Here is a 16,193-nt window from a genome sequence, read left to right on the forward strand (position 1 = left end):
TGCCTCATTTTCAGCATTTTACATTGGATTGGGATAAAGGGGAGGAGTGTTGATTATGAAAGATTGGCTGGAAAAGCATCTGAAAGAGTTGAATGTAACCACTTCCATGGAACGGCCTGAAGGGTTCTGCCGGTTGGGATACTCGGAAGAGGAATGGCAGGCAATTGAGGTTTTTGTTTCCATTGCTGAAGAGATCGGTTTGAAAGTAAGGAGAGATGAGGCTGGGAATGCTATTGCACGGTGGGAAACGGAAGAGAAAGGAACAGAAGATTCCCCGGCAGCTGCTGTTGGTTCCCATGTGGATACGGTAAAGGGAGGCGGAGGATATGATGGGGTAGCGGGTGTCCTTTGCGGTCTGGCAGCCATCAAAAAGCTAAAGGAAGAGGGATTCGTTCCAGTTTCTCCTATTGAAGTGATTTGTTTTGCCTCAGAAGAATCTTCGCGTTTCGGTGTGTCAACCATAGGAAGCAAGGCGATGAGCGGCCTTTTAAATAAGGATGACCTGGCAGATGTGCCAGACGAAGACGGCATCACCATCCGTCAGGCAGTCGAAGGAATGAGGATCTCTTGGGATGCGATTGACCAGGCTGAACGGCCGGAGACGGCATTGAAAAGTTTTATTGAGCTTCACATCGAGCAGGGGACAAGGGTTGAAGATGCCGGTGCGGAATTCGGAGCTGTGACAGCGGTCGCTTGCCCAATCCGCCTAAAGATCATGATAAAAGGGCAAATGGGCCATACGGGAACAACTCCAATGGGGAACAGAAAGGATGCTCTCGTTGCTGTTTCGCCACTTATTACGTTTATATCGGAAACGGCCGCTTCTTTAACCAGCTCGAGTGAAGTGCCCATTGTCGCTACAGCCAGCACCATTGAACTGAAACCTAATGTAATGACTGTGATTCCGGGCATCGTCGAACTGGGAGTGGATATCCGCAGTGTGGATGATGACTTAAAAAGGGAAATGGAAAGGCTGATCCGCCAAAAGTGCAGTCAGCTTTCCAGTGAATTTGGTGTTACAATGGAAGTGAATACCCTTGTAGATAACCCATCCATCCAATTGGATGATGGAGTGAGGAAGAAATTGCAGCACGCAGGAGAAACTTTGGGCTATAAAGCTTTTGTGCTGGAAAGCGGTGCTGGCCATGATGTCATGAATATGGCGGCCAAATGGCCATCCGGGCTATTATTTATTCCATGCAAAAATGGGCTCAGCCATCATCCAGAGGAATTTGCCTCACTTGAAGACTTGGAAATGGGAACAGAGATTATCGCACACTATTTAAAGAGTGAAGCTAGCATATGAAGCAATAGAAGAAAAGCAGGTGGAAAAGAATGAAGATCCGTGTTGGGGTAGTGGGACCGGAAGACTCTGTCAGACATATTCTCGCTTTGGGGCGTGAACATAGCGAACTGGAAATGACTCCATATATCTATAAAGAAACAAAAGAAACGGAAAACATCATCAGGGAATATCAAGCAGATATTGATTTATGGTTTTTTTCAGGGCAGGCTCCTTACTATTTTGCACGTTCGAAAGGGCTTATCAGAGATGAAAATGCTCACTATCCCCCCTTGTACGGTTCGAGTTTGCTGGGAACTCTCCTTGAAGCACATATCAGGGAAGGCGGGTTCCAACATGCCAGCCTAGATACCATTCAGCAATCAGAACTGGATACGCTGCGCAATACATACTTTTTAGGAGATTTGAACATTCATTCATTCTCTTATAACGAATATGAACCAGCCGAGGAAATCATCCGTTTTCATAAAAAGCTATATGAGGAAGGAAAAACACAGGTCGCCTTGACATGTGTCCTTGAAGTTTACGAGCGGCTAAAGGAAAATGGGATACCTTGTTACCGGGTGGTTCCCTCTCCTGTCGCTATAAAGCTTGTTTTACGGTACTTAAAGGAAAGAGGCCAATCCAATTGGTATAAGCGGTCACAGATTGCCATCATGGGGCTTGAAGTGATGCACTCCGCCAGTTCACTTGATGAGCAGCATTTTACCTACGAAATGAAGCGCCATGAGCTGGAGATTAAGCAAGTCCTGCTCGATTATGCCGAAAAAGTGCAAGGCTCATTCGTGCAAATAGGAGACGGTTTATTCTTTATTTACACGACAAGAGGCGAAATGGACATGCATTTTCAGGAAGCCTCTATGCATTCTTTGATCGAAGAAGCGAGAATACACAGCAAGCTGAAAGTCAGAATCGGGATTGGCTACGGATTGACGGCCTATGATGCGGAGCAGAATGTCCGGCTTGCCCTCCAGTATGCCCGAAACAAGGAAACGTCACCTGTGGTTAGTGTGGATGAAAAAAAACAGATACAGGAACACCTGTCGGGCAGCGGAGAGGAAACCATCTCCTACCAGCAGCGCAAATGGGGAGACGAATGGGAAGAACGCTTTAAAGATGCGAAAATAAGCCCTGCAATCGTCTCAAAAATCGAGTACCTATCAAAACATTATCAAAAGAATATCGTCACAGCCCAGGAGATCTCAAGGTGGCTGAAAAACACCGAACGCAATTCCAGAAGAATCATGTCCGAACTCGAGCGGCTGGGACTTGCAAAAGTGACCGGCGAAGAACAGCCTGGCCAGCGCGGCAGGCCACGGAAGGTTTATGAATTGCAGCTGTAGCTGAATGTTCCCAGGCTGCTTTAAGAAAGCGGGAGAAAATGATCGAATTTCAGGTGTTTCCCCTTTGATCCGGAGCAGCTTCCGGATCAAGGAGGAACTCTGAGATTTTCGGGAAAAACCTTTTAACATTTATAAAAAAAAGCCCATGTAAGCCTGATCAGAAGTTGTATAAAACCCCATCTCAAATAAATCCTCAAAGTATAATTCCAAGAGTTGTATTCTCAAGTGAACTCTAATATAGAAACGATCATATACAACCCCCATTTAGGAAGGAATCCTATAATGTCACTAAAGTCCCTATTAACGACAATAAAAAGCATATTATTTCCCGAAAAATAATAGAAAATATCGAAGCATGTAAAACTCCTAAATGAATAATAGTTTAAGTCATCCTATAGATTTGACTATAAAAAGGCCAAATTACCTTATTTTCACCCAGGAGTAATAGGGTTCCTTCTCTGTTTTGTCGTAAAGATGCGCCATTAGACTATACAAAGTTCGGGAATCTTCGCACTCTCCATTTGATATAAACAACTAAAAGGGAATCGGAGTGGTAGATTTGCATTTCGAGTTATTACTGGAAGCGATCCTTGGGCAACGGGAAATTATCCACGAACTAGAATGCTCTATATGCGGTTTTAATGAAACGTATTATCGGGATCCTGTTACCAAACAATCAATCGGGCGGGCATGTAAAACCTGCAATTTTGTACAGAAGTTTGAGGGAGTGAAGCTTGCGGAGGAAAGAGCAAGTTAGTGGAAATGGGAATGTCAAAACTATAAGAAGAAACTGAACAGCCGACAAGGGAAAAACCCGGTCGGCTGTTTATTTTTCTCCGAAATTTTTTAGTTTCAAGATATGCTATACCGTTACCCCAACCTTATTATATTTAGAAACCCCAATTTCCTCTGCACCTGGTTTTCCATTCTCAACCACCCATGATGACATCGTAAAGGCTTGTGCATTCGGATCGCCAGGGGAAGAAACCACACGGAAGTCCGTTTTCCATGAATCATGCGTCAAATCGCAGCGAACATATCCGCGCAGGTCGCCATTAAAGAGTTTTACGTGCGGGTTAGCGGAAAGTGCTGCTTCCACATTATCCTTCCAGCCGCAGCCTGAACTGATTGAAGTGCCGACAAACTCGGTTGCAAGAGTTTCCGATGAAGGATTCGTAAAGTCAGCCTTCAAGTCGTTGACCCAGCTTGAATGCCAGTCTCCGGCAAGGACAATCGGATTGGAAGGTCGGTGCTGCTGTATAAACTTCAAAATCCGGTCACGCTCGGCCGCATAGCCGTCCCATTGGTCATGATTGACACTGATTCCTGAGCCTGGATCATAGTCATATTGAGCCATAATGGTTTGCTGGGCAATGACATTCCAGCGGGCTTTGGAATGCTCAAGATTTTTCAGCAGCCAATGCTCCTGTTTGGAGCCCATCATGGTTCTTGAAGGGCTCTGTGCTTCAGGATCCAGCGGCGCACTCGGAAAACCGTCCCTTAACTGGTCATCGCGGTATTGGCGGGTATCCAACACATTAAAATCGGCTAAATTCCCATATGTGAATTGACGGTAAAGAGTCATATCGGAACCATGCGGTTTTGATCGAAGCCTGAGCGGCAAGTGCTCATAATAGGCTTGAAAGGCTGCAGCGCGAAGGTCCAAAAAGTTTTGGTTGGATTCTTCTCCGTCCGGCTGTGAAATATCATTTGCCCAGTTATTTTCAATTTCGTGATCGTCGAAGGTCACGATAAACGGAAACGCAGCGTGAGCCTGCTGCAGGTCAGGAGAAGTCTTGTAAAGGGCATGCTGGTTACGGAAATCAGCAAGGGTCGCTGTGTCCCTTTTTTCATAAATATAGTCCCCAAGGTGGAGAACAAAATCGAGATCCTGCTGTGCCATGTCACGGTAAGCGGCATAGCGTCCTCCTACCCATGCCTGACAGGAGGCGAAGGCAAAAGAAAGGCTGTTCACATGTGCTCCCCAAGCCGGAGCTGTTTTCGTCCTTCCGACAGGACTGATTTCATTTCCGGCTTTGAACCGATAATAATACTCCATTCCCGGCCTTAGGCCATGTACTTCTGCATGGACGGAATGCGCAAGCTCCTGCATGGCAACCTCTGTTCCTTGTTTTACTACTCTATTAAACTGTTCATCCTCTGCCACTTCCCATTCCACACGGATATTTTTATCGGGCATTCCGCCTAACCCATCTGCAGCAGCAGGTTCAGGTGCCAATCTTGTCCATAAAACAACCCCATCCGGCAAGGGATCCCCTGATGCTACCCCCAGCGTAAATGGGTAGGCATTGAAGGCAAAAGAAGCTTCCACACCCTTTTTGGACAATGAATGGGGGATTGTCAGGCTTAGTGCAGCAGCCAGTGCTGCTTTGCTTGAGGTACCTAAAAACGACCGCCGCGTGACTGTTTTCGAATTGAATTCCTTTAACCAGTTTTCATAACTCATGTTCTCCACTCCCTATGTAAAAATTCATGAAAATATGTCAGACCGTTCTGACATTTAATAGATAACATAGAATCGAAGAGAAAATGGTGTAATTTACCGAAAGTATAAACAAACTATAACTATCTTACATTGGCGTAAAATCTTGTAAAAAAATTAACAGGCATGGGGCTCAGGTAAAAGAGGGGTGATGGGTTAACGACACTCTTTTAATAATGGGATTCAATTAGCATAGGAAGACGAATAGAAGTGCCAATCTAAATAAAAGAAAGCCAGCGAATATAATCGCTGACTTTCCTAATTAAAGTTGTTTTTTTCAATCAAACGTTTGATTGAATCGTTATGCTTCATCTTATCGAAGCAAAAGGATAGCATCCGCAATTGGCCGTTCACCAGATGCTTTCGTAATTTTCCTATTTAACTGGATACCCCGTTCTGCAAGCCCCAAGCCGTTTCTCCTCTGATTCTGTAAGCTGCTAATGGAATACGAGCTACCCATTAAATAGGTTTAAACAACAATTGACCCTATAGCCGCCTCGTCTGCAATAATGGTCACAGCAGGGTGTGTTCTCAATATAGAGGCAGGGAAGCTTTCATTAACCTCTCCTTGTAACAGTTGCTCCAAGGCATCTCTTTTGGCATTTCCCGAGACAAGCAAGAGAATTTCTCTGCTGCGCATAATGCTCGCAATCCCCATAGTAATAGCATGAAAAGGCACTTCACTAAGGCTATTAAAATATCGTGCATTGGATTCGCGTGTAGAAGGTGTTAATTCGACAATATGTGTTTCAGATTGAAAGGATGTACCAGGTTCATTAAAGCCAATATGGCCGTTGCTGCCGATGCCAAGAATTTGAAGATCAATGCCGCCATGTCTCTCTATCAGGTTTTCGTAATCGCTGCATTGCTTCTGAGGATTGGCTGTATCGCCTAAAGGAACATGAGTATTCGATTTTTTAATATCAATATGTTTAAATAAATGCTTGTCCATGAAAAAACGGTAACTATTTGGGTCTTCACTGGAAAGCCCCATATACTCATCCAGATTAAAGGTTGTAACGTCCTGATAGGAAGTATGGTTTTTTTGATGATCTTTCACCAATTGAGCATATAATCCAACCGGGGTTCCGCCTGTTGCCAATCCCAGATTAATGTCAGGGCTGCGGCGGATTCTTTCGATTAAAAACTCCGCTGCTTTTTGACTCATTTCATCATAATTTTTTGCTTGTAAGATTTTCACTGCTGTTCTCCTCCTCGATGATAGGCAAGCTCTCCACGGCAAAAAGTCATGGCTACTTCAAGCTGCTCATCCAATATCACGATGTCAGCGTCTTTTCCAATTGTGATGGTTCCTTTGCGATCGAAGACATTCAGCTGCTTAGCTGGATTAACGGAAGCCATTTGGATGGTGTCTTCCAGTGAGCAGCTCGTAAAATCCATCATATTTTTCATCGCATGTCCGAGTTTTAGAATGCTGCCAGCGAGTGTTCCGTCGTGTAAAACCGCCTTTCCATCTTCAACCGTTACGGCTTGTCCTCCAAGATCATAGACTCCGTTTTTTAAGCATTTTGCCCTCATGGAGTCTGTTATTAAAATTAACTCTGTTTTGCCTTTTTGCTGAAAGGCCAGCTTCACCATTTCAGGCCGGACATGAACACCATCGGCGATTATTTCTGCTGTTAATTCATCCCGCAATAAAGCAGCACCGACTACACCGGGTTCCCGATGATGCAAGCCTCGCATTTGATTAAATAGATGTGTGACGTGTTTAGCGCCGGCTTCAATGGCTTGGGTGACTTCTTCATATGTGGCATCAGAATGGCCGATGGAGGCAATAATGCCGTTTTCATTCAAGTATTTCACCATTTCCATGCCACCTGGCTGTTCAGGAGCCAGTGTAACGATTTTTATCGATTGCTTCGCAAGATTGTTCCATTTTTTGCATTGCTCGATGCTTGAATCCACAATGAATTCCACTGGCTGAGCACCGGCTCTGGCTTTATTGACATACGGTCCTTCAAGATGAATGCCAAGGATTTCTGCCTTACCGGGTGATTGCTGCTTCTCTATATAATTCCCGGAATTTATCAGTGCATTTTCAATGGCTGCTTGGCTTTGAGTCATCGTTGTCGCTAAAAAGCTGGTAGTGCCTTCTTTAGGAAGAGCAGCGGACATGGTCTCTAAAGCTTCCGCTGTTGCATCCATCACATCAGCACCATTTACTCCATGGATATGAATATCTATTAGGCCGGGAATCGCTTTAAAGGAAGGGGAAACTTCAATCACCTCAAATCCTTCCGTTTCCGGCAAATTCGTAATGGGTCCAACACCAATTATTTTGTTGTCCTGCAATTGAATATAGCCTGCTTCAATCTTTTGGTCTTCCGCATATATTTGCATTCCTTTAAGCAAGATAGCGTTCAAGGTAATCAACTCCCATTGTACATATAGTAAATAATAGGCTCTGTTAAATTTGGCTGTTGATTTCCGCTGCAGGCACTCGCTTTCCGCGGGGCTACCGGGAGCCTCCTCGTCGCTCTGCGCCTGCGGGGTCTCCCTTGGTACGCTACTCCCGCAGGAGTCTCGCCGCCTTCCACTCCAATCAACAGGGTGCTAAGAACAACATTGACCTTTAACAGAGCCAAAAAGTAAAAGGAGAGATTCAGCTAGTTAAGGTTCGCTAATCTCAATAAGTATTCAAAAAACCAATGCTTCAAAAGCATCCCGTTTGTATTCCAGCAGACGGGGACTTCTTTTCAAGTAGTTATTCTACTATCAGGAATGAATGAAAAGTAGACACACATGTTAATTTGAACGTGTTTTCAGCGTTGGAGCAAGAATGATGAAAAGGGTTGAAAACGATTTCAATCCCATTGAACTGCGGCAGCTGCGAATATATGATACGGATAGAAGGATAAAGCACTAAGGTTTCTCATCAAGATAAAGGGGGTTAATATCAATGAAAAAAGCTTTTGAAAAAGCGCAGCAATTTGGTAAATCGTTCATGCTTCCTATAGCGGTTTTACCGGCAGCAGGTTTGTTATTGGGAATTGGCGGAGCGCTGTCTAACCCGAATACGGTTTCAGCTTATCCATTTTTAGATATCAGCTGGCTGCAGGCCATTTTTACAATCATGAGTGCAGCAGGTTCAATCGTATTTGCCAACTTGCCGATCATATTTGCGGTAGGGGTAGCGATCGGTTTAGCCCGTTCAGATAAAGCAACAGCTGGATTAGCAGCCATGATCGGTTATTTTGTTATGAATAGTACCATCAGTGCGCTGCTTTCTTTAACCGGAGACCTGGCGAAGGATAACTTGGCAGGAGCCGGTCAAGGGATGGCTGTCGGGATTCAGACTTTGGAAACGGGTGTATTTGGCGGTATTATCGTCGGGATAGCAGCAGCTGCCTTGCATAATAAATACAATAAAATTCAGCTGCCTCAAGTGTTAGGATTTTTTGGGGGATCTCGATTTATTCCTATTGTCGTTTCATTTGCTTCCATTTTTGTAGGGGCGATTCTATTTGTGATCTGGCCATACTTCCAGGCTTTAATCAATGGGCTTGGGTCAGTGGTTACAGGTACCGGGGAAATCGGAACGCTATTCTACGGATTTATTTTGCGTATGCTCGGACCGCTTGGCTTGCACCACATCTTCTATCTTCCATTCTGGCAAACGGCACTTGGCGGAACGCTGGAGATTGGCGGGAAATTAGTCAGCGGTACTCAGAATATCTTTTTTGCCCAATTGGGTGACCCTTCGACTGAACAATATTACGAAGGGGTATCAAGATTCATGTCAGGCCGTTTTATTACCATGATGTTTGGTCTGCCAGGAGCTGCATTGGCCATTTATCATTGCTCTAAAAAGAAAAACAGAAAAGTGGTAGCGGGAATTTTGTTATCAGCAGCGTTAACATCATTCTTGACAGGAATCACTGAGCCGCTGGAATTTAGCTTCTTGTTCGTGGCACCTCTTCTTTATTTAGTACATGCCATTTTCGATGGTTTTGCTTTTATGATGGCAGACATATTCAATATTACTGTCGGACAAACCTTCTCAGGCGGATTTATTGATTTCATTTTATTTGGAATTCTCCAAGGGGCCGATAAAACAAATTGGCCATATGTGTTAATGGTAGGTATTCCATGGTTCTTCTTATACTACTTTACGTTTAAATTCTTAATCAGAAAAAAGAACTTCAAAGTTCTTGGACGTGAAGATGAGGAACAGGCAGCAGAGCAAGTTTCAGCTACAGACCGTGCTAAAACGATTGTAGAAGGATTAGGCGGAACAAATAATATTGATATAGTTGATTGCTGTGCGACTCGTCTGCGGGTAACCGTTAAAGATGAATCCCTGGTAAAAGAAGATGTCATTAAACAGACCGGATCAAAAGGAATTGTGAAAAAAGGAACGGGTGTTCAAGTTATTTATGGACCTCAAGTCACCATTGTTAAAAACGAAATAGAAGAGTATTTAGGTCAGGAATAAATAATAAGGACGTGTTTTACATGCATCAAGTGCTGGAACAGATCAAAAATGGACTAATTGTTTCCTGCCAGGCTTTAGAAGGAGAACCGCTTCATAGCTCGTTCATTATGGGACGTATGGCATTAGCTGCAAAGGAGGGAGGGGCTGTTGGCATTCGGGCCAACTCCGTCCCTGATATTAGGGAAATAAAAGAAATAGTCGATCTTCCTGTGATCGGCATCATCAAACAGGTATACAAGGACCATCCTGTCTTTATTACACCAACCATGAAAGAGATCGATGCCTTAGCTGACACGGGTGCCGAAATCATTGCGACAGATGCAACGAATCGGATCCGGCCAGATGGAAAGGATTTAGAATCGTTTTATCAAGACGTAAGATCAAAGTATCCTCATATTTTGCTGATGGCGGATGTCTCTTCCGTTGAAGAAGCCATTTTTGCCGATGAGCTGGGGTTTGATATTGTCGCACCGACATTATACGGATATACAGAAGAGACAAAAGGCTTGAAAATCGATGATCATGCCTACGCCGTGATCAAACAAATCGTCAAAGAAGTGAAGCACGCAAAGGTAATAGCAGAAGGAAATGTTTCAACCCCGGAAATTGCCCGCTCTGTGCTGGATATTCATGTTCACTCGGTTGTGGTAGGCGGTGCGATTACAAGACCGCAGATCATTACAAAAAGATTTGTAGATGCTATGCAAAAATAAGGATTTAGCTGAAAATAACTCAGGCTCCTGACTGGGTTGTTTTCAGCTTTTTGCTTTAGTAGGGTTAATTATGATTAGTTCATAGTTTTCAGCCATTTGACTAAAAATAAGGGTAACAACTTGTATAATGAACGTATGGATGATCTAAAAGGGGAGAAAGAATATGGAATATCTGGGTGAGAATCTTCTGCATGGCATAGCCTGCACGATGGAAAAATTCACAAGCTCTGAGTCGGAATTAGCAAAATATATTATCGAAAATCCTGATGAAATCAGCCAATTATCGATCAACCAAATCGCGAAGAAAATTCATATTTCCCCGGCTACGATTACCCGCTTCTGTCAGAAAATCTCTTTTTCCGGGTTTAATGAGTTCAAACACGAATTAAAAAGATATATCGATTTAAGGAACAAACCGACTGTAGCCAGTGACATCAAGGAGATCGATTATTTTTCCAATCTCTATCAAAACCATTTGGAGATTATCGAAACGACCTTTCGGAAAATGACTTATTTTGATATTCAGCAGGCCGTTTCCCTTTTAACGGATGCTGAGAAAGTGCATGTATACGGCATCGGCAACTCAGGGATTGCAGCCCAGGAGTTCAAATGGAAGTTTTTTCGGATCGGAGTCCAGGTTGAGTCGATTACAGACCCTCATCAAGCTGTGATGGATGCAGCTTTAAGCACAGGCAAAAGTCTTGTCATTGGCATTTCTGTTTCAGGGAAAACAAAAGAAGTCATCGACGCGATTAAAATTGCCAAGAGGCAAGGTGCGTCAGTCCTTGCTATCACGAGTGATAAAACATCTGAACTTTCCCAGTTAGCAGATTTATCCCTTCTCGTTATGAGTAAAAGCAGTATGCATATGGGTCAGAACATTTCTCCAACCCTTCCGCTGTTTCTGCTATTTGACTTACTATACACAGAACTTGTAGCAAAAGACTATATGAACCGGATTCAGATTCGGGATAAGACGCTGAGGGCTTTGAAGGATATTTGATGAAGGCCGTGCGATGAAAGGGACTGAACCAAATACATGGAATCCTTCCGCCTTCACAATTTTTTATCTAGTGTACAACAGTCCATCAGGCGATCGACCTGATCTTCTTAGCGGATGGGTCCTGCAGCACCTATCAAGCCAATCCATTCATATATTTAGGAACAATACGATATCCTTTTCGTGGGGTCTAATGCGAAAAGGTTTTGGTTTCCTTCTATCGGCAGTGTTGTCGAAAATTGCAGAAAAGTTAATGTGGTTTATGTAAGCGTTTTCATTTATAATAAAAACAGGTGGATGGCATGTGTGGCCATCATGGTATATAGCGAAGGCGGGGCTTATACTAATAAGTTTTACAGTTGACTAAAGAATATGAGAAAAGTTTAAGATTATAGGGGATAAGAAACCTTGTCATGCTGTTGAAAATGACAAGGTTTCTTTGTGTTAAAAAAGAGAAAAAACAGAGGAGCCTGACCCCGGATACCATGAAGTTTTAAAGCGTAAAACAAAGAATCGGTTTTTACCTTATATGCCTCCAGACTAGGCAGGTGGAACGTCATTAACTAGCATCCTCAGAGTCCTTAAAGATAATATCTTGGCATTTTATTAGCCGCGGGCATGTCTATAGCCACGCCTTCTTTAAAAGATTCACACCAAGCTGTATTTCATCAAAAGAAAGATTGCTGAAGCCAAGTTTGATAATCGGCTGTTCAGTATGATTATGGATGAAATAAAGAGAAGTGGGATATACTTTCACACCGCAACTGGATGCCTGTTGAAGAAGCCATTCTTCTGTGCGCTTAAGCTGAACTTTAATTAATACGTACAAACCGGACTGTTCCCCTATAATCGTTATGCATTGACCGAACTGTTCCTTTAATTCAGATACTAAATGCCCCATTTTTCTTTTATAAACAAGCCGCATGCGTTTAATGTGGCGATCCCACTCCCCATCTTCCATGAATTTGGCCATTGCAAGCTGGTTAAGAAGAGAAGCAGTATTCTCAAAATGACTAAACTGATTTTTGTAAAGGGTTAAAAGCGGCTGTGGCAGCACCATATAACTTAATCGGATTCCTGGAAGAAAGGACTTTGAAAAATTCCCAAGATAGATGACTCTGGCAGAATCAATCGAAGCGAGAGCAGGAAATGGCTTCTGCGTATAGCGAAACTCACTGTCATAATCGTCTTCAATAATATATCCTTGCTTCATGTTGGCCCATTGAATAAGCCTTTGCCGCTGCTGAATGGACATGCTTACCCCGTATGGACTGTGATGGGAAGGGGTTACATAGATTAATCGTGATATCTTTTGTTCTAATTGGGAAAAATCAGCACCGGCTTCAGTAACTGGCAAGGTTTCAAGTAGATAACGATGGAATTGAAAGGCTTCCCTGGCACCATCATAGCCAGGGTCCTCTACGAAAATGCCCGGAAAATCATCCTTCAGTATATATCCAAGATTGATCAGCATTTGCTGGGTGCTGCTGCCTATAATAATGGAATTGGAATCTGCCCTTACCCCGCGGGATTGGAGCAAGTATGCCGCAATTTGTTCCCGGAGACAGGCTTCGCCAAATGGGGTCCCGTATCGAAAGCTTTCCTGAAACGTTAGTACTTGATTGGCCGTCCTTCTCCAGGCCTGTAAAGGAAAATGTGTCTGGTCTACGGCCCCTGCTTTAAAATCAATCCGGACAGTTGGTGCCGCCTCTGTTTGCTTTTGGCTAATTGAAAGGGACGAGTCTTGAAATAAACTTGCTTCCAATTGATTTACAAAAAATCCTTTTCTTCCTTCTCCGCGAATATAGCCTTCAGCAGCAAGCTGATCATATGCCATTAAGGTGGTGTTGCGGCTTACTTGAAGGGAGTCTGCGAGCTGGCGAATGGAGGGCAATTGTTCATCAGCCGGTATGTCACCCTGCTCAATATATTTTTTAAACTGCTCGTAGATTTGTTTATATTTAGGGGAGTCATCCTTAATAGCAAAAATGGTATTTTTCATTGGCATCTCCTTTGACATGCTCAATTATTTAAAATTGTATCTTTTTATATGTCAGATTGAATATTATCATAACCTGTATCAAATATATTTTGAATGCCTGCCGGAAGGATTTACTTAGTTTCCTGATTTTTGTAAAATGGAAAGGAGATTTTTTCATGTATATTCCCAAGCACTTTAAGATCAACGAGGATGAAGCCTTCACTGTCATAAAGGAGAATAGCTTTGCGACTCTTTTTTCTCAGCACAATGGTCAACCATTCGCCACTCATTTGCCGTTAATTTTGAACAAAGAAAATACCTGCTTATATGGACATTTTGCCCGTCCGAATCCTCAGTGGAAAGATATACTGAATCAAACTGTACTAGTGATTTTCCACGGTCCTCACTGTTATGTCTCACCATCCTGGTATGAGACCAATAAAGCTGTGCCAACCTGGAATTATACAGCTATTCACGTATATGGCGAAGTCGAACTTATTGAGGATGAAGATGAGTTAATCGGTTCCATGCATGATATGGTTTTGAAGTATGAAGCTCCTGACAGTTCATACAGATTGCAAGATATTGATCCCGATTTTCTCGCTGGCATGAATAAAGGAGTTCAAGGATTCAAAATAAAGATTAATAGTATTGAAGGGAAAGCGAAATTAAGTCAAAACCATTCTCGCCAAAGGCAAGAACTCATTGTTAATCACCTGGAAAAGATTTTAAATACAGATGAGCAGCAAATATCAAAATTCATGAAAGAAAATCTTAAAAAGTAATAGTTAATTTTTTGTTTCAGTCAAGTCAAATAGAAATTAGGCTATTTTGCTGATTAGCGGATTCTGCATGAACATCGATTCCGTACTTCCTCACCCGTCTCATCAGCAGCGATTGTGTAACGCCCAGTTTTTGTGCACCCTTTCGTGTCGATTTTTCCTTTTTTAAAGCATCAAGAATCACATTCCTTTCAATGCTCTCCAGTAATTTCGGCATGCTGTTATACGGATTCGTCTGGCTGGCTGTCATTTAAGACTGTTTTTTATTAAGAATATGGATTTTTATAGAAAACCCTTGAATTAGAGATATGAAAACGCTACACTCAAAATATACAATTTTTTGTATATTGAAAGAGGTATTGACATATGAGCCGAATTTGGGAAAGTTTGTATTCGAAAAATGGGCTGGCAGCGAAGTTTATTGCGATGGAGCTTATTCAGTTTTTAGAGGGAGAGAGGATCCCGCGGGTTAGTGATTTTACGGAAAAGCTTTCCCTGGGTCGGGGAACTGTGCAGGGAGCACTAAGAGTGCTGGAGGAATTGCATGCCATTTCTCTGGAGTCCAGGGGGCATCTTGGGACCTTTCTTAAAAAAAGGGACATCAACCTTCTTTACGAGATTGCCGGCATCGGACCTGTAATGGGCGTTATGCCATTGCCATATTCCCGCAAGTATGAAGGCTTGGCTACCGGCATGGTGGAAGGCTTTGAAGAGATGAATAAGAAATCAGGACTCGCTTATATGAGAGGGGCCAGGAGAAGAATTGAATCTTTGAAAACGCGCCGCTACGATTTTGCGATCATGTCCCAGCTGGCAGCGGAAGAAGCAGTACAGGAATTTGAGGGCCTGGAAATTCTTCATACGTTAGGTCCTGAAACATATGTGACGTCCCACAAAGTATTTTTTTCAAAAAGCGGAAATGACAGGATTATAGACGGCATGAGATTAGGGATTGACTATTCATCTACTGACCAGGCCAATATCACCCTGCTGGAATGTGAAGGTTTGGATGTTGAACTCATCAAAGTAGATTATATGCAGCTTTTCACCATGCTGAAAAATGGCAGTATTGATGCAGCAGTGTGGAATGCTGATGAAGCCAGAGCTTTTAAGACTTTTACTTCCTCAGATTTTAAATCGAAAAAAGCAAAGGAACTGGCCCTGAAAGCGACAAGGGCTGCCATTGTGATAGAAAGTGAAAGAACAAATATTAAGGAACAGATCCAGCTTCTTCAATTTGAAAAAGTGGAGGAAATCCAACAGCTTGTCGAGGAGGAAAAAAAGTATCCTCACTATTAAGAAACTGGAGTTCTAGTTTCTTTCTGTGATTAATATACTAAATACTGTATACTGGAGGAATTTCAATGAATTTAGAACAGTTGAAACAAAGATTAGACATACTTTTAACCTCTTTGGTTGTTAGCACAAAAGCTGCAGATATAACTACTCTATCATTCATGCATTTAAGTTCAATCTTAAAAAAAGATACCATTGAACAGGCAGAAATGCTGTTCACGCATTTGCCGACAGCGCTGACCAGAATTGAAAAGGGTGAACAGGTGGAAGCTCCTCATCCGGCTTTGCTGGAAGAGGTAAAGCAGTCACCGCAAGCGGCATTGGCAATAAAGGAAATCGATTTTGTACAGCAGCAATGGAAAAAACAGCTCCCCCAGGAAGAAATCGATTTTCTGCTCATCCATTATACGAATGTACTGCAAATTAATAAAGGAGGAAACTAGGATGAAAATTGTAGTTGGAGGACAAGTGGATAAAAAAGAGATTGAGAGCTTAATAAAAGAAATTGATAGCAGCATCACGACGATGATCAAGTCGGATTTGGAAGCTGCCATGGCTGTCAAGACAGGACAAGCAGATTACTATGTCGGCGCCTGCCATACTGGTGGCGGCGGGGCTTTAGCGATGGCTATTGCACTTCTGGGCAAACCAAATTGCGAGACTGTTTCCATGCCAGGGAAGAAGCCTGTTGAGGAGAAAATCGTAACCGCTGTCAATGAAGGCAAAAAAGCTTTTGGATTTACAGCGGATCATAAAGATGCCGCAGTCCCTATGATTATCAAGGCTTTAAAGAATAGAAGCTAGGAAATCCATTTA

General features: G+C 42.9%; 15 protein-coding genes. 10 read left to right on the forward strand and 5 right to left on the reverse strand.

The annotated features are described in order from the left end of the window. The first annotated feature begins 55 nt into the window (after positions 1-55). The 3 genes from IQ19_RS04120 to IQ19_RS04130 all read left to right on the forward strand — a co-directional run bounded on the left by IQ19_RS04120 (position 56) and on the right by IQ19_RS04130 (position 3,403). On the forward strand, positions 56-1,306 hold the full coding sequence (locus IQ19_RS04120) for a M20 family metallo-hydrolase (RefSeq protein WP_144540172.1): 1,251 nt from the start codon (positions 56-58) through the stop codon (positions 1,304-1,306). Positions 1,307-1,335: 29 nt separating this feature from the next. Continuing rightward, on the forward strand, positions 1,336-2,646 hold the full coding sequence (locus IQ19_RS04125; RefSeq protein WP_144540174.1) for a helix-turn-helix domain-containing protein: 1,311 nt from the start codon (positions 1,336-1,338) through the stop codon (positions 2,644-2,646). Between the two features lie 559 nt (positions 2,647-3,205). Further along, entirely contained in the window at positions 3,206-3,403 is a 198-nt protein-coding gene (locus IQ19_RS04130; protein WP_144540176.1) for an acyltransferase, read from the forward strand. A 105-nt stretch (positions 3,404-3,508) separates the two neighbouring features. Here IQ19_RS04130 and IQ19_RS04135 read toward each other — a convergent pair whose 3' ends face one another. The 3 genes from IQ19_RS04135 to nagA all read right to left on the reverse strand — a co-directional run bounded on the left by IQ19_RS04135 (position 3,509) and on the right by nagA (position 7,534). Continuing rightward, positions 3,509-5,113 (reverse strand): alkaline phosphatase D family protein, encoded by a 1,605-nt coding sequence (locus IQ19_RS04135; protein ID WP_144540178.1) that lies wholly within the window; start codon positions 5,111-5,113, stop codon positions 3,509-3,511. Positions 5,114-5,618: 505 nt separating this feature from the next. Then, positions 5,619-6,350, reverse strand: coding sequence for a glucosamine-6-phosphate deaminase (gene nagB, locus IQ19_RS04140; RefSeq protein ID WP_144540180.1), 732 nt, complete (start codon positions 6,348-6,350; stop codon positions 5,619-5,621). Beyond that, the gene (nagA, locus tag IQ19_RS04145) at positions 6,347-7,534 is read right to left on the reverse strand and encodes an N-acetylglucosamine-6-phosphate deacetylase (RefSeq protein WP_144540182.1); all 1,188 of its coding nucleotides are present in this window, start codon (positions 7,532-7,534) and stop codon (positions 6,347-6,349) included. Before nagA ends, nagB begins: the two co-directional genes overlap by 4 nt. A gap of 535 nt (positions 7,535-8,069) precedes the next feature. Between nagA and IQ19_RS04150 the strand changes: the two genes are divergently transcribed. The 3 genes from IQ19_RS04150 (at position 8,070) to IQ19_RS04160 (ending at position 11,321) form a co-directional block, all read left to right on the forward strand. Further along, complete coding sequence (locus tag IQ19_RS04150; RefSeq protein WP_144540184.1) at positions 8,070-9,605, forward strand: maltose/glucose-specific PTS transporter subunit IIC; 1,536 nt, start codon at positions 8,070-8,072, stop codon at positions 9,603-9,605. Positions 9,606-9,625: 20 nt separating this feature from the next. Further along, positions 9,626-10,318, forward strand: coding sequence for an N-acetylmannosamine-6-phosphate 2-epimerase (locus IQ19_RS04155; protein WP_144540186.1), 693 nt, complete (start codon positions 9,626-9,628; stop codon positions 10,316-10,318). Between the two features lie 163 nt (positions 10,319-10,481). After that, the gene (locus tag IQ19_RS04160; protein WP_144540188.1) at positions 10,482-11,321 is read left to right on the forward strand and encodes a MurR/RpiR family transcriptional regulator; all 840 of its coding nucleotides are present in this window, start codon (positions 10,482-10,484) and stop codon (positions 11,319-11,321) included. Positions 11,322-11,940: 619 nt separating this feature from the next. On the opposite strand, the gene pdxR is transcribed toward IQ19_RS04160, so the two are convergent. After that, complete coding sequence (gene pdxR / locus IQ19_RS04165; RefSeq protein ID WP_144540190.1) at positions 11,941-13,320, reverse strand: MocR-like pyridoxine biosynthesis transcription factor PdxR; 1,380 nt, start codon at positions 13,318-13,320, stop codon at positions 11,941-11,943. A 155-nt stretch (positions 13,321-13,475) separates the two neighbouring features. Between pdxR and IQ19_RS04170 the strand changes: the two genes are divergently transcribed. After that, complete coding sequence (locus IQ19_RS04170) at positions 13,476-14,084, forward strand: FMN-binding negative transcriptional regulator (RefSeq protein WP_144540192.1); 609 nt, start codon at positions 13,476-13,478, stop codon at positions 14,082-14,084. Between the two features lie 25 nt (positions 14,085-14,109). Here the strand turns inward: IQ19_RS04170 and IQ19_RS04175 are convergent, their stop codons facing one another. Continuing rightward, a complete protein-coding gene (locus IQ19_RS04175; protein ID WP_144540194.1) occupies positions 14,110-14,331 on the reverse strand; it encodes a hypothetical protein in 222 nt (73 codons plus the stop codon). Between the two features lie 116 nt (positions 14,332-14,447). Between IQ19_RS04175 and yhfZ the strand changes: the two genes are divergently transcribed. The 3 genes from yhfZ to IQ19_RS04190 all read left to right on the forward strand — a co-directional run bounded on the left by yhfZ (position 14,448) and on the right by IQ19_RS04190 (position 16,181). Continuing rightward, positions 14,448-15,380 (forward strand): GntR family transcriptional regulator YhfZ, encoded by a 933-nt coding sequence (yhfZ, locus tag IQ19_RS04180; protein WP_144540196.1) that lies wholly within the window; start codon positions 14,448-14,450, stop codon positions 15,378-15,380. A 65-nt stretch (positions 15,381-15,445) separates the two neighbouring features. Then, a complete protein-coding gene (locus IQ19_RS04185) occupies positions 15,446-15,820 on the forward strand; it encodes a PRD domain-containing protein (RefSeq protein WP_144540198.1) in 375 nt (124 codons plus the stop codon). Position 15,821: 1 nt separating this feature from the next. After that, positions 15,822-16,181 carry a DUF2620 domain-containing protein gene (locus tag IQ19_RS04190; protein ID WP_144540200.1) on the forward strand — a complete coding sequence of 120 codons (360 nt, stop codon included), beginning with the start codon at positions 15,822-15,824 and terminating at the stop codon, positions 16,179-16,181. Positions 16,182-16,193 lie beyond the last annotated feature (12 nt).

The organism is Cytobacillus oceanisediminis (assembly GCF_007830235.1).
In the GTDB taxonomy this organism is placed as follows: domain Bacteria; phylum Bacillota; class Bacilli; order Bacillales; family Cytobacillaceae; genus Cytobacillus; species Cytobacillus oceanisediminis.

What these genes read in the sequence shown, in the direction of transcription:
- IQ19_RS04120 (WP_144540172.1), top strand. Translation starts at nt 56, where the DNA reads ATGAAAGATTGGCTGGAAAAGCATCTGAAAGAGTTGAATGTAACCACT.
- IQ19_RS04125 (WP_144540174.1), top strand. Translation starts at nt 1,336, where the DNA reads ATGAAGATCCGTGTTGGGGTAGTGGGACCGGAAGACTCTGTCAGACAT.
- IQ19_RS04135 (WP_144540178.1), bottom strand. Translation starts at nt 5,113, where the DNA reads ATGAGTTATGAAAACTGGTTAAAGGAATTCAATTCGAAAACAGTCACG.
- IQ19_RS04150 (WP_144540184.1), top strand. Translation starts at nt 8,070, where the DNA reads ATGAAAAAAGCTTTTGAAAAAGCGCAGCAATTTGGTAAATCGTTCATG.
- IQ19_RS04155 (WP_144540186.1), top strand. Translation starts at nt 9,626, where the DNA reads ATGCATCAAGTGCTGGAACAGATCAAAAATGGACTAATTGTTTCCTGC.
- IQ19_RS04160 (WP_144540188.1), top strand. Translation starts at nt 10,482, where the DNA reads ATGGAATATCTGGGTGAGAATCTTCTGCATGGCATAGCCTGCACGATG.
- pdxR (WP_144540190.1), bottom strand. Translation starts at nt 13,320, where the DNA reads ATGAAAAATACCATTTTTGCTATTAAGGATGACTCCCCTAAATATAAA.
- IQ19_RS04170 (WP_144540192.1), top strand. Translation starts at nt 13,476, where the DNA reads ATGTATATTCCCAAGCACTTTAAGATCAACGAGGATGAAGCCTTCACT.
- IQ19_RS04175 (WP_144540194.1), bottom strand. Translation starts at nt 14,331, where the DNA reads ATGACAGCCAGCCAGACGAATCCGTATAACAGCATGCCGAAATTACTG.
- yhfZ (WP_144540196.1), top strand. Translation starts at nt 14,448, where the DNA reads ATGAGCCGAATTTGGGAAAGTTTGTATTCGAAAAATGGGCTGGCAGCG.
- IQ19_RS04185 (WP_144540198.1), top strand. Translation starts at nt 15,446, where the DNA reads ATGAATTTAGAACAGTTGAAACAAAGATTAGACATACTTTTAACCTCT.
- IQ19_RS04190 (WP_144540200.1), top strand. Translation starts at nt 15,822, where the DNA reads ATGAAAATTGTAGTTGGAGGACAAGTGGATAAAAAAGAGATTGAGAGC.